The sequence below is a fragment of the Paraburkholderia sediminicola genome (assembly GCF_046027825.1).
Lineage (GTDB): Bacteria > Pseudomonadota > Gammaproteobacteria > Burkholderiales > Burkholderiaceae > Paraburkholderia > Paraburkholderia sediminicola_D.
Genome location: NZ_JAQQDU010000042.1, coordinates 20,008 through 39,337, shown reverse-complemented (window position 1 = coordinate 39,337; position 19,330 = coordinate 20,008). Strand labels below are relative to the sequence as shown.

Here is a 19,330-nt window from a genome sequence, read left to right as displayed (position 1 = left end):
CTGGCCTCCGTCATTGATGACGCACACGCATCGTGTCGAATTCGCTTGCTCGCGCGTTCTGGCTGTTCGTGGAAATGTGAACAGAGCCTGATTCGCTTATTGGTGTTCGCGCTCGATGGGCTTCTACCCAGAGCGCAAAGTCTCCCGGTCGCAATGGCGGCGAGAAAAGATATCCTTGATACAAATGGCAGCCATGCTTGGCTAGAAAATCGCGCTGCGCTTGCGTTTCCACGCCTTCAGCGGTGACGGTCAGCTTCAGGACGGTGCCAATGTTCAATACAGTCTGTGTCAAGGATTCTGCCATTGCGTCGCCGCCGATTCCCTGCACGAAGCTCTTGTCAATCTTCAGTTCCCTGACGGGGAATCGGTGGAGGTAGCTCAGGGACGAGTAACCCGTACCGAAGTCATCTATCGACAGCGCTATGCCAAGAGCATGAATCGCATCGAGCGACGTTCGAATGTCATCGGCCGACTCGTCAAACATGACTCGCTCGGTCATTTCCAGAATCAGGTCTTCAGGATCCAGGCCATGAGTCTGCAGGGTGTGCGCGATAAAGCCGGGGTAATCTGGACGCTTGAAGTCTGCAGCACTGACATTCACCGATACGCTCGGCACATCGATGCCCGCGGCCCGCCACTCGGCAAGTTGGCGGCAAGCCTCGCCGAGCACCCATGCATCCATCTCCGCAATCAGGCCGCTTTCTTCCGCGATGGCGATGAAGCGATCCGGCTGAATAAACCCCTGCTTATCGTTGTACCAACGGACCAGTGCCTCGGCACCACGCAGCGCTCCCGTCACATCGATCTTGGGCTGGTAAACGACACTCAGCGCATTCGCTTTCAAGGCTCGTTGCAGCGCGATTTCCAACTCGAGATGCTCTCTGGCTTGACGCTCATACTCAGGCGCGTAGAAGTGCACCTGGTTACGTCCCGCGTTCTTCGCCCGGTACATCGCCATATCCGCATTTCGCAGCAGGGTATCGGCATCCTGTCCGTCGTGCGGATAGAGCGAGATGCCGATGCTGGCACTGATCGTGATGCTGGTGCCATGCTTCGAGTCGATGACGATGGGCTGATACACCGCCTGCAGAATGCGTCCGGCGACGTGGGTGGCCCTCAGCACGTCACAGTTTTGCAAGATGGCGAGAAACTCGTCTCCGCCGAGGCGGCCGATCAGGTCCTCACCTCGAACATGATCCCGGAGGCGTTTTGCGATTTCGCTCAACACAACGTCGCCGGCGACATGCCCCTGTGTGTCATTGACGCGCTTGAAACGATCCAGATCGATAAAAAGTGTCGCGAAACTCGACGCATTCCGGCTGGCGTCCGTCAGGATGCGGAGCGCCTCTCTTTGCAGTTGCACCCGGTTAGGCAAGCCCGTTAGCGAGTCGAACCACGCCAGTCTTTGCAATTGCTGTTCCATCGCCAGTCTCGTGCGCAATTGTCCGCTGAACATCAGGGACAACATGATGAAGAGCGCATCGAGAATGACAGTGACAATGCCAATGGCAATCGCTCGCTTGTGCCAACCCGCGTAGATATCCTCAGTCGCGAAGCCAACGACAATGATCAATGGGTAGCTGCCGACCCGTCTGAAGCTGTACAGCCGCTCAATATGATCGAGCACCGCCATGCCGACATAGGTTCCGTGATCCGATTGCACGAGGGGCGGAAACGACTGACCGCCAGCGAGCGAGCTGCCGATATCGTCCTTGCGATACGGTTGCCGCATCAGAACCGTCCCGTCTGTGCGCAACAGCGTAATTGTCCCGTGCTGGCCGAGTATCGAGTCTTCGAACAGCTGACGGAAATAGCTTAGCCGAAGCGTACCGGCAACAATGCCTGCAAATCGACCGTCTTTGTCCTCAAGTCGCCGACTCAACGCGATCTGCGGCTGTTCCAGATCGCCTGCGTGCGGCAGAAAGGGTTTGCTGAGATACAAGCCAGCATCTTTTGCCTGTTGCTGAATCTGAAAATAATCGCGATCACTTACATTGAGCTTGCGTGGCGGAACCGCTTTGGAGTCGAGAACAAAATTCCCTGTCGCATCTGTCGCGAACAATATGCCCAGTTCCTTTGCATTGCTCGCCGTACTGAAGGCGACGCGCTGCCGGATTTCTGGGGAGAGCCGAAAGATGTCAGGCGTCTCGATACTTGTCACGACATCACGCATGGCAAGTTGATAGATGTCGAGATTACGCTCAGTCTCGTCCTGCAGGGAAGTCACGAGGTTTTGTGCGGCATCGCGCGCCTGCGCCATCGCATCCAGTCTCATTTGGTACAACGAAACTGCAGTGACGCCTGTGGTGGCGAGCGTAATGGCTATTCCAGCGAAAATAAACAGGGCCGGCTTGGTGAGAAAGGAGCACGCGATTCGATTCATAGTCTTCTGGAATGCTCGTGGCAGCCTGACGTACCTGCGAAGGCAAACAGCGCGTCGTTAGCAGGGACTCACCCATTCGACCGAATGACATGTTGAACTGGTGTACCCGACCCTGCATGTGACACTGCATGTATTAGCGGGAAGCCGAGCGTCATGTCAATACAGGTGAACGAGGAACCTGTCATGCTTTCGGGCGACGCCCCAGGCAGTATATCGACACGCATGGAAAAATCTTTATTCCCGCCCGGTCAACAATTTCGCGCTGCGCAACGGCGTTGTCAGGATATTGACAGGTCGAAAAGCGTATCTACAATCCTTGGCAGAATCGATGGCATCACTCAAGTATGTCTCGCCAACGGAGCAGTTTTTGATCTAACGAGAGCATGGCGTTCGCGGGACTCGACGAAGGCAATACGAGGGTGTCGTAACCGGCCGCGCCGATCACCGGCGCGAAGCGGCCGGCCGTCTTGCCGTTGAAGCAGACCTTACGCAGATTCGGTGCATGCTCACGCAGCGACGCAAAGTCATTGGGCTGAGCATGACGGATCGCTGCGTCGAGACTTCCCTCGCGATGGCACGCAGCCAGCACGTCCCAGATGCCGAATCCATACGAAAGTACGCATTCGAGCCGCGCATCATAAGGCAATTCGTGAAGCAAAGGCTCACCGAGGACTGCCCCCAAAAGCCGCCAGAACTGGTTGCGCGGATGGGCGTAATACTGCGTCGCCACAAGCGATGCCTCGCCGGGAAAGCTACCGAGAATCAGCGTATGCGTATGCGTCGCGACGACGGGAGGAAAGCCGCGCAGCATCAGCGCTTCACCTTGCTGTCGGATGCCGGCGCGTGCCCGGATTCACGCGCGTCCCGTCCGGAATGATTTTCGTGCTCCGCACGCGGCACACCATGGGCGCGCGACGCCGTATGCTCGAGCGGCCGGCCATGTTCGCGCACATGAGTGCGCTGCGGCGCGTGCGCGGACGCTGGGTGCGAGGACGGTGTGTGCGCCGAAGACGCCAGATGCGCCCACAGCGCTGGCAACATGCATTCAGTCACCATCAGCGGTGCACCGTGACGCTCGAACACCGAGCGGCGTGCAACCAGCACGTGCGGCGGCATGCCATCGATTTCACGCATCGCCAGCCGGTACAGCGGATGACGTGCAGTCAACCTGCGGCTGACCAGCGACGATCGCGCGACGCTGCTATCGCTGTAGAGCAACTCGGCGAGCGGCCGTGTGCGCAACCGGCGCGTCGCCTGCCAGACACCGACGCTCGCCGCCAGCGGCGCCACGCTATGCGCGGCGACAAACGGCACGCCGTCGACCGACAACACCACCTCCCGAACCCACACCGGCGCACGCGGCACAAGGCCAAGCGCGGCGTGTTCGTCGGCCCACGGCAGCGCGACGGTTTCGCGCGTCACACGCACGGCAACCGCGCCGAGCGTGCGCAGATGCGCGGTCAGTGAGCCGCCGCGGGTCAACCAGTCTTTCTGGGCGGCGCTCAAACCGGGTAAGGGCGTGACGCGCCAGTGGGCGTCGGCGGAATCGAAACGGATAGGCATGGTGTCGGATTATAACGGCGCAGTTGTCAGAGGATCGCGAGTCCGTCATCGGCCATCCCGTCGGAAACGTCAGTCGACCGCCATGCCAGACGGAACCGACTCAATCAGCGTATTGATTTCAGACAGTTCCGATTCTCCTCGTCCAGCGATGCGCGATACAACCTTCGTGCTTTAACAAGTCGACGGCCCGCCTGCGATCGAAGGGCGTGCCATGTGATCGGATATTGAAGGAGAAAAACGAAACATGAGAACGTTCCTGGGCGCTACCGTAGGCGCAATGTCTGTCGTGCTGATGGCGGGTTGCCCAGCCCCGCTGAACCGCGATACCGAAACATCGCTGAACAAGGCTGTCGGCATCGAAGTGACGCCAGTTGCTAACGGTGTCTCGGTCAAGCTGCCCGAAGCCGCACTGTTCGAGTTCGGCAAATCCGAAGTGCGCGGAGATGCGGCGGCAGTCGTCAATCGTTCCGCCGTTCTGCTCAAGCGCAGCAAGAAGCCGGTGCTGGTCGAGGGCTACACCGACAATGTCGGCACGCTCGACTATAACCAGCAGCTTTCCGAAGCACGCGCCACCGCGGTAGGGTATGCGCTCGTGGCGCGTGGCGTGGCGCTGGACCGGATCCGGACCAAGGGCTACGCCTATAACAACCCCGTCGCGAGTAACGATACAGCCGAAGGGCGCGCGTTGAACCGGCGCACCGAGATCGTGGTGCGCGGTGAAACGATGGATACGCTGATGGGAAAGCAGTAAGGTAGTCAGGAGTCGGCGCTAGCTACTGCCGCAATCTCAAGTGACAAAACGGGCGCTCCGCGCGCCCGCTTTCAGCCTGCCACGTAGTCGCGCAGCGCGGTCTGCACGTCGTCAAGCACCGTGTCCCATCGATCCAGTTCCCGCTGCCTGAACAAGCGCGCTGACGGGTACCACGGGCTATCGTCACGATCGGCCATCCAGCGCCAATCCGTGCAGGTGGGCAACAGGATCCAGACAGGGCGCCCAGCGGCACCGGCCAGATGCGCGACAGATGTGTCGACGGTAATCACCAGATCGAGCGATTGAAGAATAGCCAGGGTGTCGGAAAAATTGCTGATCTCCGGGCCCAGCATCTGCATGTCGATATTCGCCGGCAACGCTGCGGCCTCATCTTGTGCTTGCCCCATCTGCAGCGAGATCCACTGCACCACATGTTGCGCAAGGATGGGCAGCAAGCGGCTTAACTCAACCGAACGGCAACGGTCGAGTCCATAGGCCGGATTGCCTGCCCATACGAGCCCTATGCGCTTTTTTCGCGTGGGATGCGTTTCGGCGCTATCGGTAGCGCCAATGCGCTGCTGCCAGCGGCGCGCCAACGCCTGCTCCGCTGCCAGATACGGCATCGCGACAGGAAGCATCGGCAACGTCAGCTTCATATGCTCCGGCATCCTGAACATTCGACACCAGAAGTCGTACGACCCCGGCGGCGGTTCGGTCCATGCCCCGTGGACACCGCTTGCACCGCACGCCAACTCGGCCAGCGGAGCCGAGACCCACACATCGACTAAGGCACCCTGCCGGTTCAACCACTCAGCCAACCGGAGGAACTGGATCTGATCGCCCAGCCCTTGCTCGCCAATGAGCAGAAACCTGCGGCCCGCCACCGGCTCGCCTTGCCATTCAGGAAAATTGGGGCGGAACAGATCGTGGTTTCCCGGCAGTGCTTCATGCCAGCGATATAGTTTCCAGCCGTGTTCAAAATCGCCGGAACGCAACTGTGCCGCCGCGAGATTGAATTGAATATGCGCGTTATCGGGCAACAGCCTGGCAGCCTCGGCGGCGTGCAAGCGCATTTGGGAGAAATCACCCAGCATGTTGCACACGTACGATGCATTGTGATGCAGCCCGGCACGCTGCGAGTCAAGCGCCAGCGCCCCGGCGATGACATCGGCGGCTTCCTGGAAACGATGCACGTTGTTCAATGTAAAGGCGACTTGTTCAAGCGCGGCGGCGTCAGTGGAAAAGCGCGTGCGTAGTTGGGCAAGCACCGCATCGATCTGCGTGTCGCGTCCGGCTTTCCACAATGCAGCGATCAATTCGAGCCCATCGTGCAAGCGGGACGATTCGAGCGCCCACACGCGCACCCAGAGATCCGCAGCCGCAGCGAACCGTTCGCATTCCGTGCTGATTCGGGCCAAAGCGCGCACGGCATGTTGTAATCCCGGATCGAGTTCGAGGGCCTTTTCGTAGTGCATTCTGGCTTCAGCCAGACGGCCAGAGAGCTTCAGACAATCGGCAAGATTCCGATGCAGGCTCGCCGTATCGCCGCTCAGATCGAGCGCGCGATGGTAGAACGCTTCGGCCGCCACGGGCTCACCCTGGAGCGCCGCAAGTAATCCACGATGCTCCCAGATGTCCGCGCGTTCAGGCGCAACCGTCAACGCCTCGTCCAGGTACTGCCGTGACAGTTCGACCTGATCCTCCCGAAAACAGGCGAGTCCCATGCGGTGCAGCGCGTGCACATGCTGCGGATGTTGTTCCAGTGCCCGTTCGTATTCGAGCATCGCTTCCTGCGTGCGCCCCGCGGCGAAGTGGGCGTCGGCGCTTGCGACCAGGGTATTAACCGATTCCCCGCCGCTGGGAAGGTCCGATGAGCGGGTCATATTGCGAATCGACATGTTTAAAGCCCGTTTCCGTCAGATAGCGCCGGTGTGTTCTCCGGAACCGGCTCGCGGGAATGCATCATCGCCTGCAATCTGTCAGTCACCCGCGTAACCACAGGGGCCCAATCGCCCGGCTGCGGTTGCCGGAACAACGCGACCGAGTCGTACCATGGTTGCGCCTCCTCATTGCCCCACGCCCAGTGCGACACGTGATCGAGCATCGCCAGCACCGGGCGCCCCAGCGCGCCGCCCAGATGCAAAGGTGCGCTGTCGATGGTCACCACGGCATCGAGCGCGCTCACGTGCGCGGCCACGTCGTCGAAACCGGCCTGGTAGTGCGCAGTCAGATCGCAAATGCGATACCCTTGCGTGCGCAAAGCCGCCACGTCGGCATGACGGCCCGGCGTCAGCGGATGGAACACCACATTGGGTACCGTGAACATTGGCGCCAGCGCCGCAAGCGGAATCGACCGCTTCGCATCGCGACGATGCGTCGGGCTGCCCGACCATACGAGGCCGACATGCAACCGCGCCGCCTCTCCGTCACCTGCGCTGACCCGCTCGCGCCATGCGGTCACGCGGCTTGCATCGGCGCACAGATAGGCCGCGCCGCGCACATGGTCCGGCAGTAAGCCAAGCACCGACGGCACGCTCATCATCGGCAGACCAAAGTGCGGCTTGCCGAGCGAACCCTCCTCGATGGACACGCAATCCGCGTAAAAGCGCGCGAACAGCGGCTGTAACGGCCGTCGCACCGCAAGCACCAGGCGGCCGCCCTCGTCGCGTACGCGCGCTGCCAACTCGGGCACAAAGCGCACCATCTGGATATCGTCGCCGTTGCCCTGTTCGCTGTGCACGATCAAGGTCTTGCCGGCGAACGGTTCACCCTGCCATCGCGGACACAACCGCTCCATCACCGTCACGACGTTGTTCGGCTCCCGGTCGTCGCGCGTCAGACGCGCGGCGAAGTGCGGCCATGCGCTCGGCCAGTCGCCGCGCCGCAACTTCAGATCGGCCAGATCGACGGCCGCCTGCGGCGCGGACGGGTCGAGCTTGAGGGCTGCATGCAGCGCCGTTTCGCTGTCGGCAAAATGCGCCTGCTCGGCGAGATACATACCGATTGCGGCCAGCACGTGGGCATTGCCGGGCGTGGCGGCATCGACAGCGCGCATGGTCGCCTCTGCCGCGGCGGCGTCGTTGCACTGCCATTGCGCGTGGCTCAGTTGCCAGGCGATCTCGGCGTCGGCGGGATGGCGCGCCAGCACCTCGCGGCAAACGCGTTCAACCGTGGGCCAATCACGAATCTCCCGGAATGCCAGCACGAGCTGCAATGGCAACGCGGGATGGATCGCCGGATCGAGCGCATAGGCCCGCAACAGCGCTGCGCGCCGCTCGGCCCGCGCATTCGCATCCGTTAACGCCGCAAGCGAGATCGCCAGCCACCATGACGCCCGCGCGTCCAGCGGCGCGTACGCTTCATACGCGCGCAACATGTGCGCCGCTGCCGAAGGCGCACCGCAGCGGTTGATAAGCCAGACGATCCATTCAACCGTCGCCGCTAGCGGCTGCCTACCCACCGCCAGTTCACTGTTGCGCTGCGCCGCCTCGATATTGCCGAGCGCGTCGGCGAAAAGCGCCATTCGTGCATGACGCGCACCGTTCACTTCGGCTTGTGCCTGGGACGCACTGTGATAGGCCGCTTCGAAACGTCCCGCGCTCGCGCACAGGCCGGCGTGCAACTGTGGCGTGACGCCTTCTGCGGTTAGCTGGACGGCTCGCCGCGCGGCAGCATCGAAGCCTTGCTCACGCAAGGTGACCCACAGGAGATGCACGGGATCTGCAAGAGTTAGCAGTGTGGAATCGGACATGGAAATACAGAGAGTTATCGCAACGCGTGAATGCGCAATCGCAGAATTAGGATCGGATGCGTAAACGGCTTAGATATTGCAAAGAATCCCTTCCAACATCCGAATTTCGAACACGAGAGCATAAGACAAAACTGCGCTTTTACATCTCATAAACCAATCTCAATTTGCAGCCGTTGAATAATTTTAATTAGTTAACCATAATTATTTTCCAGGCGACTTTCGCGGACCCGAATATCGTCTGGATCAACAACAAACTTCAAAGGAGCTTAGGCTTGAATACTACAAACTCGAAGGAAACATCTGACCGAATTGCACATCTGGCCGCCGTCGTATTGCGACGGCCGGGCGCTTTGTATCAGGAGAAGGAACTGGCCGGCTCCGTGCTATCGCAAGTGCGTCATTTGCATGGGCAAGCGCCCGCGCACTAAGCGCTCACCGACGCCCAGCTAAAGAAGCCGGCGCGAATCCCCGTGCCGGGAAAGTCAGTGGCCGGGAAAACGTACAACCGGCCCCCAAAAAAAATGCGCTGCCAAGGCAGCGCATTTTTCAACCACAGGCGTCAAAACGACGCCGGTCCGAGCTCAATTCAAACTCGCAAACTCAACCCGCACGCGCCAACAACAACGCGTTAGTCCGCTTCACGAAACTCGCCGGATCTTCCAGCGCGCCGCCTTCAGCAAGCAACGCCTGATCGAACAGCAGATGGCACCAGTCGTCGAAACTCGCGTTGTCCGCGTGCAAGCCCTTCACCAGCGCATGCTCCGGATTCACTTCGAGAATCGGGTGGAACGACGGCGCGTCCTGGCCAGCGGCCTTCAGCATACGTTGCAGATAGCCGCTCATTTCGCCATCGTCAGCCACGAGGCAGGACGGCGAGTCGGTCAGACGGAACGTCAGGCGCACGTCCTTGGCCTTGTCCTTCAGCGCTTCCTTCATCTTCTCGACGAGCGGCTTGAACTCTTCGCCGACCTTCTCCTGAGCCTGCTTTTCTTCGTCATTCAACGCGCCCAGATCGAGGTCGCCACGCGCGACGCTTTGCAGCGGCTTACCGTCAAATTCGTTCAGGAACGACAGCATCCATTCATCGACGCGATCGGTCAGCAGCAGTACTTCCACGCCCTTCTTGCGGAACACTTCGAGATGCGGGCTGTGGGTCGCGGCCTGCCAGGTGTCGGCGGTCACGTAGTAAATCTTGGTCTGCTCGGGCTTCATCCGTGCGACGTAATCGGCCAGCGACACGGTCTGCTCCGGCGACTCCGTATGCGTCGACGCAAAACGCACCAGCTTCGCAATACGCTCGCGATTGGCGAAGTCTTCGCCGATGCCTTCCTTCAGCACCTGACCGAATTCCTTCCAGAAACCGGCGTACTTTTCCTTGTCGGCTTCGTTCTCCGAGTTCGCCAGTTCTTCGAGCATCGACAGCGAACGCTTGGTCACGCCTTCGCGGATCGCCTTCACATCGCGGCTTTCCTGCAGGATTTCGCGCGACACGTTCAACGGCAGATCAGCCGAATCGACCACACCCTTCACGAAGCGCAGATACGCCGGCAGGAGTTGTTCGGCGTCGTCCATGATGAACACACGCTTCACATACAGCTTCAGCCCGCCGCGATGATCGCGGTTGAACATGTCGAACGGCGCATGCGTCGGCACGTACAGCAGTTGCGTGTATTCGCTGCGGCCTTCGACGCGGTTATGCGTCCATGTCAGCGGATCCTGATGATCGTGCGAGAGGTGCTGGTAGAACTGCTTGTACTGCTCTTCGGTGATGTCGTTCTTCGAACGGGTCCACAGCGCGCTCGCCTGGTTGACGGTCTCGTCCTCGTCCTTCGTGACCATCTCGCTCTTTTCAGCGTCCCACTCTTCCTTCGCCATCAGGATGGGCAGCGCGACGTGGTCCGAGTACTTCTGGATGATCGACTTCAGACGATGCGACGACAGCAGTTCGTCCTCATCGGCACGCAGATGCAGCGTGATGGTCGTGCCGCGCGCGGCGCGTTCGATCTGCTCCACCGCGAAATCGCCCTCGCCCGCGCTTTCCCAGCGCACGCCTTCCGAGGCCGGCAAGCCGGCACGGCGCGTTTCGACCGTGATCTTGTCCGCGACGATAAAGCCCGAGTAAAAGCCCACGCCAAACTGGCCGATCAACGCCGCATCTTTCTGCTGGTCGCCGGAGAGCTTGCCGAAGAATTCCTTGGTGCCCGAGCGCGCGATCGTGCCGAGGTTGGCGATCGCTTCGTCGCGGCTCATGCCGATGCCGTTGTCGTCGAGCGTAATGGTGCGCGCAGCCTTGTCGTACGAGACGCGAATCCGCAGGTTCGGATCGTTTTCGTACAGCGCGCTGTTTTCGATCGCTTCGAAACGCAGCTTGTCGGCAGCGTCGGACGCATTCGAAATCAGCTCGCGCAGAAAGATTTCCTTGTTGCTGTACAGCGAATGGATCATCAGGTGCAGAAGTTGTTTAACTTCTGCCTGAAAGCTCATGGTTTCTTGTGCCATGGTCGGACTTCCTCTCTGTTACGAATTGGGGTTCTAGTCAGGCGTGGCGCACGGCCGCGGGCCACGTGGGCCGCCGAGACCGTGTCGCTGGATCGCCGGACTGCTGGATCGTCCGCCTAAATTGGGGCAAGCCAGCGCAGTTTCAAGAGGCGCGCCGCGCGACGCTGTCCAGATAGCGGCACAGAAACGTCGATAGCTCGGGATCGCCGCAGTTGGCGATATTGAAACGCATCCACGTGGTCGGCGACTGCTGGGGAGAGAACAGACTCCCTGGCGTCAGCAGAAAGCCTTCTTCGTGCCCGGCGGCCGCGAGCGCGCTCGCATCGACGCCGGTATCGGCCCACAGGAACATGCCCGCCGCGGGCGTCAGGAACAGCTTCAGGCCGGTCTTTTCGAGCATCCGCACGGACTTTTCGCGCACGCCGTCGAGCCGCGCGCGCAGCCGCTCGACATGCCGGCGGTAATGGCCTTCGGTAAGAATCTTGTAGAGCACGCGCTCATTCAGCTCGGGGCTCGTCATACCGACCAGCATTTTCTGATCGCTGACGGCTCTCGCCACTTCCGGCGCGCAGGCGATAAAACCCACGCGGAGATTGGGCGCGAGCGTCTTCGAAAAACTGCCCAGGTAGATCACCCGCTTCAACTGGTCGAGGCTCGCGAGCCGCGTGCCGGGATGGCTCGGCGGGCAAAGATCGCCGTAAATATCATCTTCGACGAGGATGAAGTCGTACGCTTCGGCGAGACGCAAAATGCGGAACGCCTGCGCGGCCGTGAGTGATGTGCCGGTCGGATTCTGCAGCACCGAATTGATCACCAGCATTTTCGGCCGCCACGTCTCTACCAGCGACTCGAGCGCGTCGAGGTCCGGCCCATCGGGCGTGTACGGCATGCCGACCAGCCGCGCGCCTTGCGACGCGAAGCGCCCGAACATCTGAAACCAGGCCGGATCGCCGACGATCACCGCATCGCCCGGCTTCACGTAAATCCGCGAAATCAGGTCAATCGCCTGGGTAATGCCAGAGGTCATCACGATCTGATCCGGCGAAGCGCCGATTTCCAGCTCCTCCAGCCGCGTCTGCAACTGCTGGCGCAGCGGCAAAAAACCCTGCGGCGTGCCGATGCCGAGCATCTGCGCCCCGCTTTGCCGGCCGAGCGTGCGCAGCGCATTGGTGATCAGATCGCCGTCGAGCCAGCGCGCCGGCAGGTAGCCCAGGCCCGGGCTGCGCTCGGGGCGCGCGCCCGTATGCAGCATATTGCGCAGCAGCCAGACGACGTCAATCATGGCCGGCGCGGGCGCCGCTGCGGCGATTGTGCGGATCTCAGCCGTCGGCGCGCCGCCCAATCGTTCCCGCACATAGAAACCCGAACCGCGCCGCGACTCCAGGTAGCCCTGCGCCACCAGCCGCTCATAAGCCTCGACCACAGTGAAGCGCGACACGCCCTTGTCCAGCGCCAGCTTGCGGATCGACGGCATACGCATGCCGGGACGGAATACGCGCTCCTCGATGCGGCGGCGCGCCCACTGGACGAGTTGCTCGACCAGCGTCAGCGACGCCGTATCGTGCGGAGTGGGAATCTGGGCAAGCGGGACGGACATAACGGGCTCCAACTGTACCGAACGGTATCGAGTCGATTGTACCGTTACTGTGCCGGTCACCACCGCTACATTTAAGGCTACATTTAAGATAAGCAACGGATGATGAAGCGGCTCGGGTTACACCATGCCGCTCACGAGCGACCTCGGGCAAGACCAGCCCAAACGCCATCCGTCTGGCCCGCCGACCCGGCAAACGGTTATGCTTACGACCCCGGCAACGCTGCTGCCGCATCCGGCACGCGTTCCGGCTTACCGCAGAAACCGCTTTCCCGATCCGCCATGACCGCCCATTCGCTCCATCTCGATCACCTCGTGATTTCCGCCCGCACCCTCGACGAGGGCACGCAGTACGTCGCCGACACACTCGGCGTCGCACCGGCCGGCGGTGGCGCGCATCCGCTGATGCGCACGCACAATCGCCTGCTGAACCTGTGGGGCGGTGTGTATCTGGAGGTGATCGCGGTCGATCCTCAGGCCGCGGAACCCGCGGAGGGTGCCGCGCCTCGTGCCCGCCTGTTCGCCCTCGACGACCCGGCGACGCGCGCGCGGCTCGAAAAAGGACCGTACCTGGCGCACTGGGTCGCCCGGGTCGACCGCCCGAAGCGGCTCGCAGCGTGGCAGACGCAGTATCCGCAGCGCATCGCACCGATCGTGCCGATGACACGAGGTGATTTCAGCTGGGCGCTGTCGGTACCTGACGATGGCGCATTCCCCGCGTGGCAAGGCGCCGGCGACGGCGTGCTGCCGTCGCTAATCCAGTGGGACACGCCGCGGCATCCGTCGACCGCCTTGCCGGAAACGGACATTGCACTGAAAGCTTTGAAAGCAACACATCCGCAAGCCGACACAATTGCCGCGCAATTGCACTGGCTGGGCGCGGCGCACCTGATCGCGCTAGAGCCCACGGAAGGCGCAGCGGTGCTCGTCGCCGAGTTTGAAACACCCGAGGGTCTACGGACCCTTAAATAAGCAGCGCGCGCGGGTCGCCAACTCGCGCGATAATTGAAGTTTTGACCGGTTCCAGACATACCAGCAGAGGAGACCATGGACCAAAGCGACTTGAAAGCCCCCACGTGGCAACTGTCCGAACGCGCGCGCAAGCTCACTAGCTCGGCGATCCGCGAGATCCTGAAGGTCACGGAACGGCCCGAAGTCATTTCGTTCGCGGGCGGCCTGCCCTCGCCGGCTACTTTCCCGGCCGAACGTATGCGCGAAGCATCCGACCGCATTTTGCGCGACGCGCCCGCCGCGGCTTTGCAATACAGCGCGACTGAAGGCTACCTGCCGCTGCGCGAATGGATCGCCAAGCGCTACTCGGTGAATGGCGCGCAGATTCGCCCTTCGCAGGTACTGATCACGACCGGTTCACAACAAGCACTCGACCTGCTCGGCAAAGTGCTGGTGTGCCCGGACAGCCCCGTGCTGGTCGAAACGCCGACCTACCTCGGTGCGCTGCAATCGTTCTCGATGTACGAACCGCGCTACGTGCAGGTGCCGACCGACGAGCAAGGCCTGATTCCCGAGGCGCTCACGCCCGAGCTGACGGCCGGCGCGCGCCTCCTGTACGCACAACCGAACTTCCAGAATCCGACGGGCCGACGCCTGCCGCTCGAACGCCGCCGTGCGTTGGCAGCGTTTGCGAAGACCGCACCGTTCCCGGTGATCGAAGACGATCCCTACGGCGCGCTCGACTACGCAGGTGAGCCGCTGCCCACCATGCTGTCCATGGCGCCGGACCACATCGTCCATCTCGGCTCGTTCTCGAAAGTGCTGGCGCCGGGCCTGCGGGTCGGCTACATCATTGCGCCCGAAGAGTTGATCTTCAAGCTCGTGCAGGCCAAGCAAGCCACCGATCTGCACACGCCGAGCTTCACGCAACGCATCGTGTACGAAGTGATCAAGGACGGTTTCCTCGACACGCACGTGCCGACCATTCGCGAGCTGTACCGCGATCAATGCGCGGCGATGCTCGCTTCGCTCGAACGCTACATGCCGGAAGGCGTCACCTGGAACCGTCCGGAAGGCGGCATGTTCGTGTGGGTGAATCTGCCCGCGCAGATCGACAGCATGAAGCTGCTCGAAGAAGCCGTCGCACAGAATGTCGCGTTCGTGCCGGGTGGTCCGTTCTTCGCGAGCGAAGCCCAGCACAACACGCTGCGCCTGTCGTTCGTCACGGTGCCGCCGGCGAAGATCGACGAAGGCGTGTCGCGTCTCGCAGCGCTGATCCGCACGAAGATCTAAGCGATCCCGGCCGCCCGCCGGGTTACCGAATTTCACTACTGACCAAGGACACACCATGGCTCAAACAAATGTGTACGACAAGCTCAAGGAACTGGGTATCGAACTGCCGAGCGCAGGCGCGCCGGCAGCCGCCTATGTGATGAGCGCGCAAAGCGGCAACACGGTGTACCTGTCGGGCCACATCGCGAAGAAGGACGGCAAGGTGTGGGCCGGCAAGCTCGGCGCCACCGTCACCACCGAAGAAGGCAAGCTCGCCGCGCGCTCGATCGCGATCGATCTGCTCGCCACGCTGCATACGCATGTGGGCGATCTGAACCGTGTCACGCGCATCGTCAAGTTGATGAGCCTCGTCAACTCGACACTCGAGTTCACCGAGCAGCATCTGGTCACCAACGGTGCCTCCGAACTGATCGCGGACGTGTTCGGCGAGCGCGGCAAGCATGCGCGCTCGGCGTTCGGCGTGGCGCAGATTCCGCTCGGCGCATGCGTCGAGATCGAGATGATCGCCGAAGTCGAATAACGAACTCAAACAGAACGAACTGCCGGTAGGCCCGGCTAGTCGTCCTGAACGGTCTGAACGCGTCGCGAGGTGTCTGCCACCCGCGGCGCGCTTTGCTTTTGTGGCGAGGTAGATCGTTCCGTTGTCACCAGGTAGAATCCCTGAACCATACCCATCTGCTGGATTCGCCGGACCGCGCCCGATGCCCGCCAACACCGTTCGTTTTAAACAGGTCGACGTATTCACGTCGGTGCCGTTCAAAGGCAATCCGCTTGCAGTCGTGTTCGATGCCGATGCACTTGATGCGAATCAGATGCAGGCCATCGCGCATTGGACCAATCTGTCCGAAACAACCTTCCTGCTAAAGCCGACCGACCAGGCGGCCGACTATCGCGTGCGCATCTTCACGACGCACGGCGAATTGCCGTTTGCCGGTCATCCAACGCTCGGCACCGCCCATGCATTGCTCGAAAGCGGCTATCAGCCGAAGCAGGCTGGCAAGCTGGTGCAGCAGTGCGGCGTAGGTCTCGTCGAATTGAAGGCGCTGAAGGCGCCGGCTGAATCGAACGGCGAGGCCCCAGACACATGGGCATTCGCCGCACCGCCCGCGCGCGTCACAGCGCTTCCCCAAGATCGGTACGCGGCACTTACTACGGCATTACGTAGTGATGCAATCGATTTCAACGCGCCACCCTGCGCGGTCGACAATGGGGCGCCATGGCTCGTGGTGCGCGTCAATTCGGCGCGCGACTGCCTCGCGCTCGAACCCGATGCCGCTGCACTCGCCGATATCGTGCATGCGATGGATACCCATGGTCTCGCCGTCTACGGTCCGCACGACAGCGATGGCCCCGCCACTTTTGAAGTGCGCTGCCTGATGGCAGGCGGCCGCTTCGGCGTCGGCGAAGATCCGGTCACGGGTAGCGCGAACGCCGCGCTCGCGGGTCTCCTGAGCGCCCAGCAGTTGCGCCCCGGCTCACACTACACAGCTCGCCAGGGCACCGTGCTGGGCCGCGCCGGCAACGTTTCGGTGCACTACGACGACGCAGCCGGCAAGACCTGGATCGGTGGGCCGTCGGTAACGATTATCGACGGCACGTTCCGGTTGCCATGAGGGCAAGGATCCCGGTTGCAGGCCGGCCGTGTCTCGCCGCTTCCGGCCTCGCTTGAGCACAAAACGCCGCACCGTTAGCGTGATTAATGCGCCATGCATGACGAGAGGCCTGGTACACCTGAATTCCGGATCCCGATGAAATATTCGAAAACAACTGCCGGGTCATGGCCCCACGGCTGGCCGCGCCGGCTGCGAACCCAGCCGGCTGGGACGGTATGTTGCGCCCGCGTATACCCGATGCGCGGACGCTTCCTTAATCCAGTGGCATTCAGTAATATCGAAATGTACCCGGTGACCTGCGGACGATCACGCACGACGCCACGCTCCCTTCCCCTGCGCAGTAGTTGCGGCACCTTGGTCACCATGCAGCCACCCATGAAATTAGCGCAGTCAATGCTCGCGCAGTTGCAAATGGCCGGCGCCAGGGAACGGGCTACCCAATGAGTCAGCCCCGCTTCTCCGACCCGCGCGAAGCCAAACCCCGCCGCGCTTCCGCCCTGCCGCGCCGCCGCGCTTTGCTCGCCATTCCCGCGCTCGGCGTGCTGGTCCTGATCCTGCTTTGGACCGTTATCTTCGCGCGCCTGTCGGTTGAGAAAGAAGCCACTAATCGTGAAGCCATGGCCTCTGCCGCGATACTCTCCGCGGCGCTGGAGCAGCACACGGTCAAGGCGATTCACCAGGTCGACCAGATCACCCGCTTCGTCAAATACGAGTTCGAGAAAACGCCGAATCATTTCGATCTCGCCAGCACGGTGGAAAAAGGCGTGGTGCAAAGCGAAACGCTGGTACAGGTGTCGCTGATCGACGAGCACGGCACGCTGATCGCCAATACGGCCGAGCTCAATCCCAAACACATCGACCTGTCGGACCGTGAACACTTCAAGGTCCACGAACACGAAAACGACGACCAGTTGTATATCAGCAAGCCGGTGCTCGGCCGCGTATCCGGCCACTGGACCTTGCAGATGACGCGGCGTTTGAATCATCCCGACGGCTCGTTCGCGGGCGTCGTGGTGGTCTCCGAAGACCCGAGCTATTTCACCAGCGACTTCTATAACAACGCGGCCATCGGCCGCGAAGGCGTGATCGCGGTAATCTCGGACAACGGCACGGTATTGGCGCGCCGCACGGGCAGCGTCGACAGTGCCAACGGCTCATTCTCGGCGAGCGGCTCGTATCCGACCTCGGAGCATGTGTCGGGCACCTACGTCGACTCGATCGACAACGTCACGCGCATCGTCTCGTACCGGCATATTGACGGCTATCCGCTCGGTGTGCTGGTGGGCCTCTCGCAAGCCGAAGAATTCGCCGACTACAACCACACGCGCAACGTCTACCTGCTGATGGCGGGTTTTATCTCGCTCGCGATGCTGAGCTTCTTCGCGGTGGCCACCGGGTTGATCGGCAAGCTGCTCGGGCGCGAACGGGAGATGACGCATCTGGTCGAGTACGATCTGCTGACCGGGTTGCGCAATCGCTACGCGACGCTGCAAACACTACGGCATGACGTGGCGCAGCCTACCAATCTCGGGCGCCTCGCGATTCTCTTCATCGACCTCGACAACTTCAAGACCGTCAACGACACGCTCGGCCACAACGCCGGCGACATCGTGCTGCAAATGACGGCCTCGCGTCTCGCCACCGCGGTTGGCGACGGCGGTTCGTTGAGCCGCATCGGTGGCGACGAGTTCGTCGTGGTGATCAAGGGCGACGACGTCGAGAAGCGCGCGGTCACACTCGCCGAAGCGGCGGCCGACGCGTTCTCCAAGCCTTTCGAAGTGCGCGGCAGTTCGTTCGTGTTGCATGCGAGCATCGGCATCGCGCTCTACTCGGTCGCCAACGAGAACGAGATCGACCTGCTGAAAAAAGCCGACCTCGCCATGTACAGCGCGAAGGACGCGGGCAAGAACTGCTACCAGTTCTATTCGCCGCAGTTGTCGCACCGCGCGGACCATTTGATGAAATGGGAGCAGCAGTTGCGCGTCGCGCTCGCCGAAGGTCAACTGTTTCTCACCTATCAGCCGAAGATCGATCTGACGCGCCGTTGTATCACCGGCTTTGAAGCGCTGGTGCGCTGGAATCATCCGCAACACGGTCTGATTCCGGCCAACGAATTCATTCCCGTCGCCGAATCCACCGGACTGATCGTGCCGATCGGCGACTTCGTGATCGAGACCGCCTGCCGTCAACTGGCGTTGTGGCAGCAACAGGGTTACGACACGCTGTCGCTCGCGGTGAACATCTCCGCGGTGCAGTTCTGGCGCGGCGATCTGTACGAAACCATCTCCCACGCGATCGAGGAAAGCGGCATCTCCGCGCGCCGTCTCGAACTCGAAATCACCGAGACGGCGATGATGGAATATCCCGAACTCGTCTCGGAGAAGATCTTCGCGTTGAAGCGCCTCGGCGTGCGGATCGCGCTCGACGATTTCGGCACAGGCTATTCCTCGCTCTCCTACCTGAACCGTTTCTCCGTCGACACGCTGAAGGTGGACCGTTCGTTCATCCAGGCGATTCCCGGCGACCGCAGCGTGTGCGTGATGGTTACCGCAATTGTGAATCTGGCGCGCTCGCTCGGACTCACGGTGGTGGTCGAAGGCACCGAGACTGAAGAGCAGATTGCATGGCTCGCCGCGCTCGGCCATATCGAGGCGCAGGGTTTCCTGTTCTCGCGCCCGGTGCCGGTCGAGGCGATTCCGGCGCTTCTCGAACGCTTCGGCGTCTGCGGCATGAAGGGTCACCGCACCGCGCGTGAACCCGACAGCACCCGCAGTGTGTCAAGCGCCAGCACGAGCGCCGATAGCTGATCGCGATCCGGCGGCGGTGGCGCGTGTGTCACCCACATGCGCGCCGCGCGCGGCCGCTAAGCGTATACGTAGCGCGCCGCGCATATCCCACCGCAGCATCACAAAACCGGCTACATTCACGCTGT

General features: G+C 61.7%; 14 protein-coding genes. 7 read left to right on the top strand and 7 right to left on the bottom strand.

Features of this window, described 5'->3' with window-relative positions; all coding sequences use genetic code 11:
* Positions 1-10: 10 nt before the first annotated feature.
* The 3 genes from PQQ96_RS22510 to PQQ96_RS22500 form a co-directional block, all read right to left on the bottom strand.
* The gene (locus PQQ96_RS22510; RefSeq protein ID WP_408296747.1) at positions 11-2,383 is read right to left on the bottom strand and encodes a bifunctional diguanylate cyclase/phosphodiesterase; all 2,373 of its coding nucleotides are present in this window, start codon (positions 2,381-2,383) and stop codon (positions 11-13) included.
* Between the two features lie 334 nt (positions 2,384-2,717).
* Positions 2,718-3,194, bottom strand: a complete 477-nt coding sequence (locus PQQ96_RS22505; RefSeq protein WP_408296744.1) for a DNA-deoxyinosine glycosylase — start codon at positions 3,192-3,194, stop codon at positions 2,718-2,720.
* Positions 3,194-3,946: a chorismate--pyruvate lyase family protein gene (locus PQQ96_RS22500; protein WP_408296742.1), complete on the bottom strand. Its 753-nt coding sequence runs from the start codon at positions 3,944-3,946 to the stop codon at positions 3,194-3,196. The genes PQQ96_RS22505 and PQQ96_RS22500 overlap by 1 nt, the downstream gene beginning before the upstream one ends.
* Positions 3,947-4,190: 244 nt before the next feature.
* Here PQQ96_RS22500 and PQQ96_RS22495 point away from each other — a divergent pair, with 244 nt between their 5' ends.
* On the top strand, positions 4,191-4,697 hold the full coding sequence (locus tag PQQ96_RS22495; RefSeq protein WP_408296739.1) for an OmpA family protein: 507 nt from the start codon (positions 4,191-4,193) through the stop codon (positions 4,695-4,697).
* A gap of 71 nt (positions 4,698-4,768) precedes the next feature.
* On the opposite strand, the gene PQQ96_RS22490 is transcribed toward PQQ96_RS22495, so the two are convergent.
* Positions 4,769-6,595, bottom strand: coding sequence for a tetratricopeptide repeat-containing glycosyltransferase family protein (locus PQQ96_RS22490; protein WP_408296736.1), 1,827 nt, complete (start codon positions 6,593-6,595; stop codon positions 4,769-4,771).
* Positions 6,596-6,597: 2 nt separating this feature from the next.
* Positions 6,598-8,448 (bottom strand): tetratricopeptide repeat protein, encoded by a 1,851-nt coding sequence (locus tag PQQ96_RS22485; RefSeq protein ID WP_408296733.1) that lies wholly within the window; start codon positions 8,446-8,448, stop codon positions 6,598-6,600.
* 272 nt (positions 8,449-8,720) lie between these two features.
* Here PQQ96_RS22485 and PQQ96_RS22480 point away from each other — a divergent pair, with 272 nt between their 5' ends.
* Positions 8,721-8,876, top strand: coding sequence for a hypothetical protein (locus tag PQQ96_RS22480; RefSeq protein WP_408296823.1), 156 nt, complete (start codon positions 8,721-8,723; stop codon positions 8,874-8,876).
* A gap of 172 nt (positions 8,877-9,048) precedes the next feature.
* Here the strand turns inward: PQQ96_RS22480 and htpG are convergent, their stop codons facing one another.
* Together htpG and PQQ96_RS22470 are read right to left on the bottom strand one after the other, a co-directional pair.
* Positions 9,049-10,947, bottom strand: coding sequence for a molecular chaperone HtpG (htpG, locus tag PQQ96_RS22475; protein WP_408296730.1), 1,899 nt, complete (start codon positions 10,945-10,947; stop codon positions 9,049-9,051).
* Between the two features lie 142 nt (positions 10,948-11,089).
* Entirely contained in the window at positions 11,090-12,544 is a 1,455-nt protein-coding gene (locus PQQ96_RS22470; RefSeq protein WP_408296727.1) for an aminotransferase-like domain-containing protein, read from the bottom strand.
* 279 nt (positions 12,545-12,823) lie between these two features.
* Between PQQ96_RS22470 and PQQ96_RS22465 the strand changes: the two genes are divergently transcribed.
* The 5 genes from PQQ96_RS22465 to PQQ96_RS22445 all read left to right on the top strand — a co-directional run bounded on the left by PQQ96_RS22465 (position 12,824) and on the right by PQQ96_RS22445 (position 19,205).
* On the top strand, positions 12,824-13,513 hold the full coding sequence (locus PQQ96_RS22465) for a VOC family protein (RefSeq protein WP_408296724.1): 690 nt from the start codon (positions 12,824-12,826) through the stop codon (positions 13,511-13,513).
* A gap of 75 nt (positions 13,514-13,588) precedes the next feature.
* Positions 13,589-14,785, top strand: coding sequence for an aminotransferase-like domain-containing protein (locus PQQ96_RS22460; protein WP_408296721.1), 1,197 nt, complete (start codon positions 13,589-13,591; stop codon positions 14,783-14,785).
* A 55-nt stretch (positions 14,786-14,840) separates the two neighbouring features.
* On the top strand, positions 14,841-15,305 hold the full coding sequence (locus tag PQQ96_RS22455) for a RidA family protein (protein ID WP_408296718.1): 465 nt from the start codon (positions 14,841-14,843) through the stop codon (positions 15,303-15,305).
* A 181-nt stretch (positions 15,306-15,486) separates the two neighbouring features.
* The gene (locus tag PQQ96_RS22450) at positions 15,487-16,398 is read left to right on the top strand and encodes a PhzF family phenazine biosynthesis protein (protein ID WP_408296715.1); all 912 of its coding nucleotides are present in this window, start codon (positions 15,487-15,489) and stop codon (positions 16,396-16,398) included.
* Between the two features lie 440 nt (positions 16,399-16,838).
* Positions 16,839-19,205 carry a bifunctional diguanylate cyclase/phosphodiesterase gene (locus tag PQQ96_RS22445; protein ID WP_408296713.1) on the top strand — a complete coding sequence of 789 codons (2,367 nt, stop codon included), beginning with the start codon at positions 16,839-16,841 and terminating at the stop codon, positions 19,203-19,205.
* Positions 19,206-19,330: the final 125 nt, after the last annotated feature.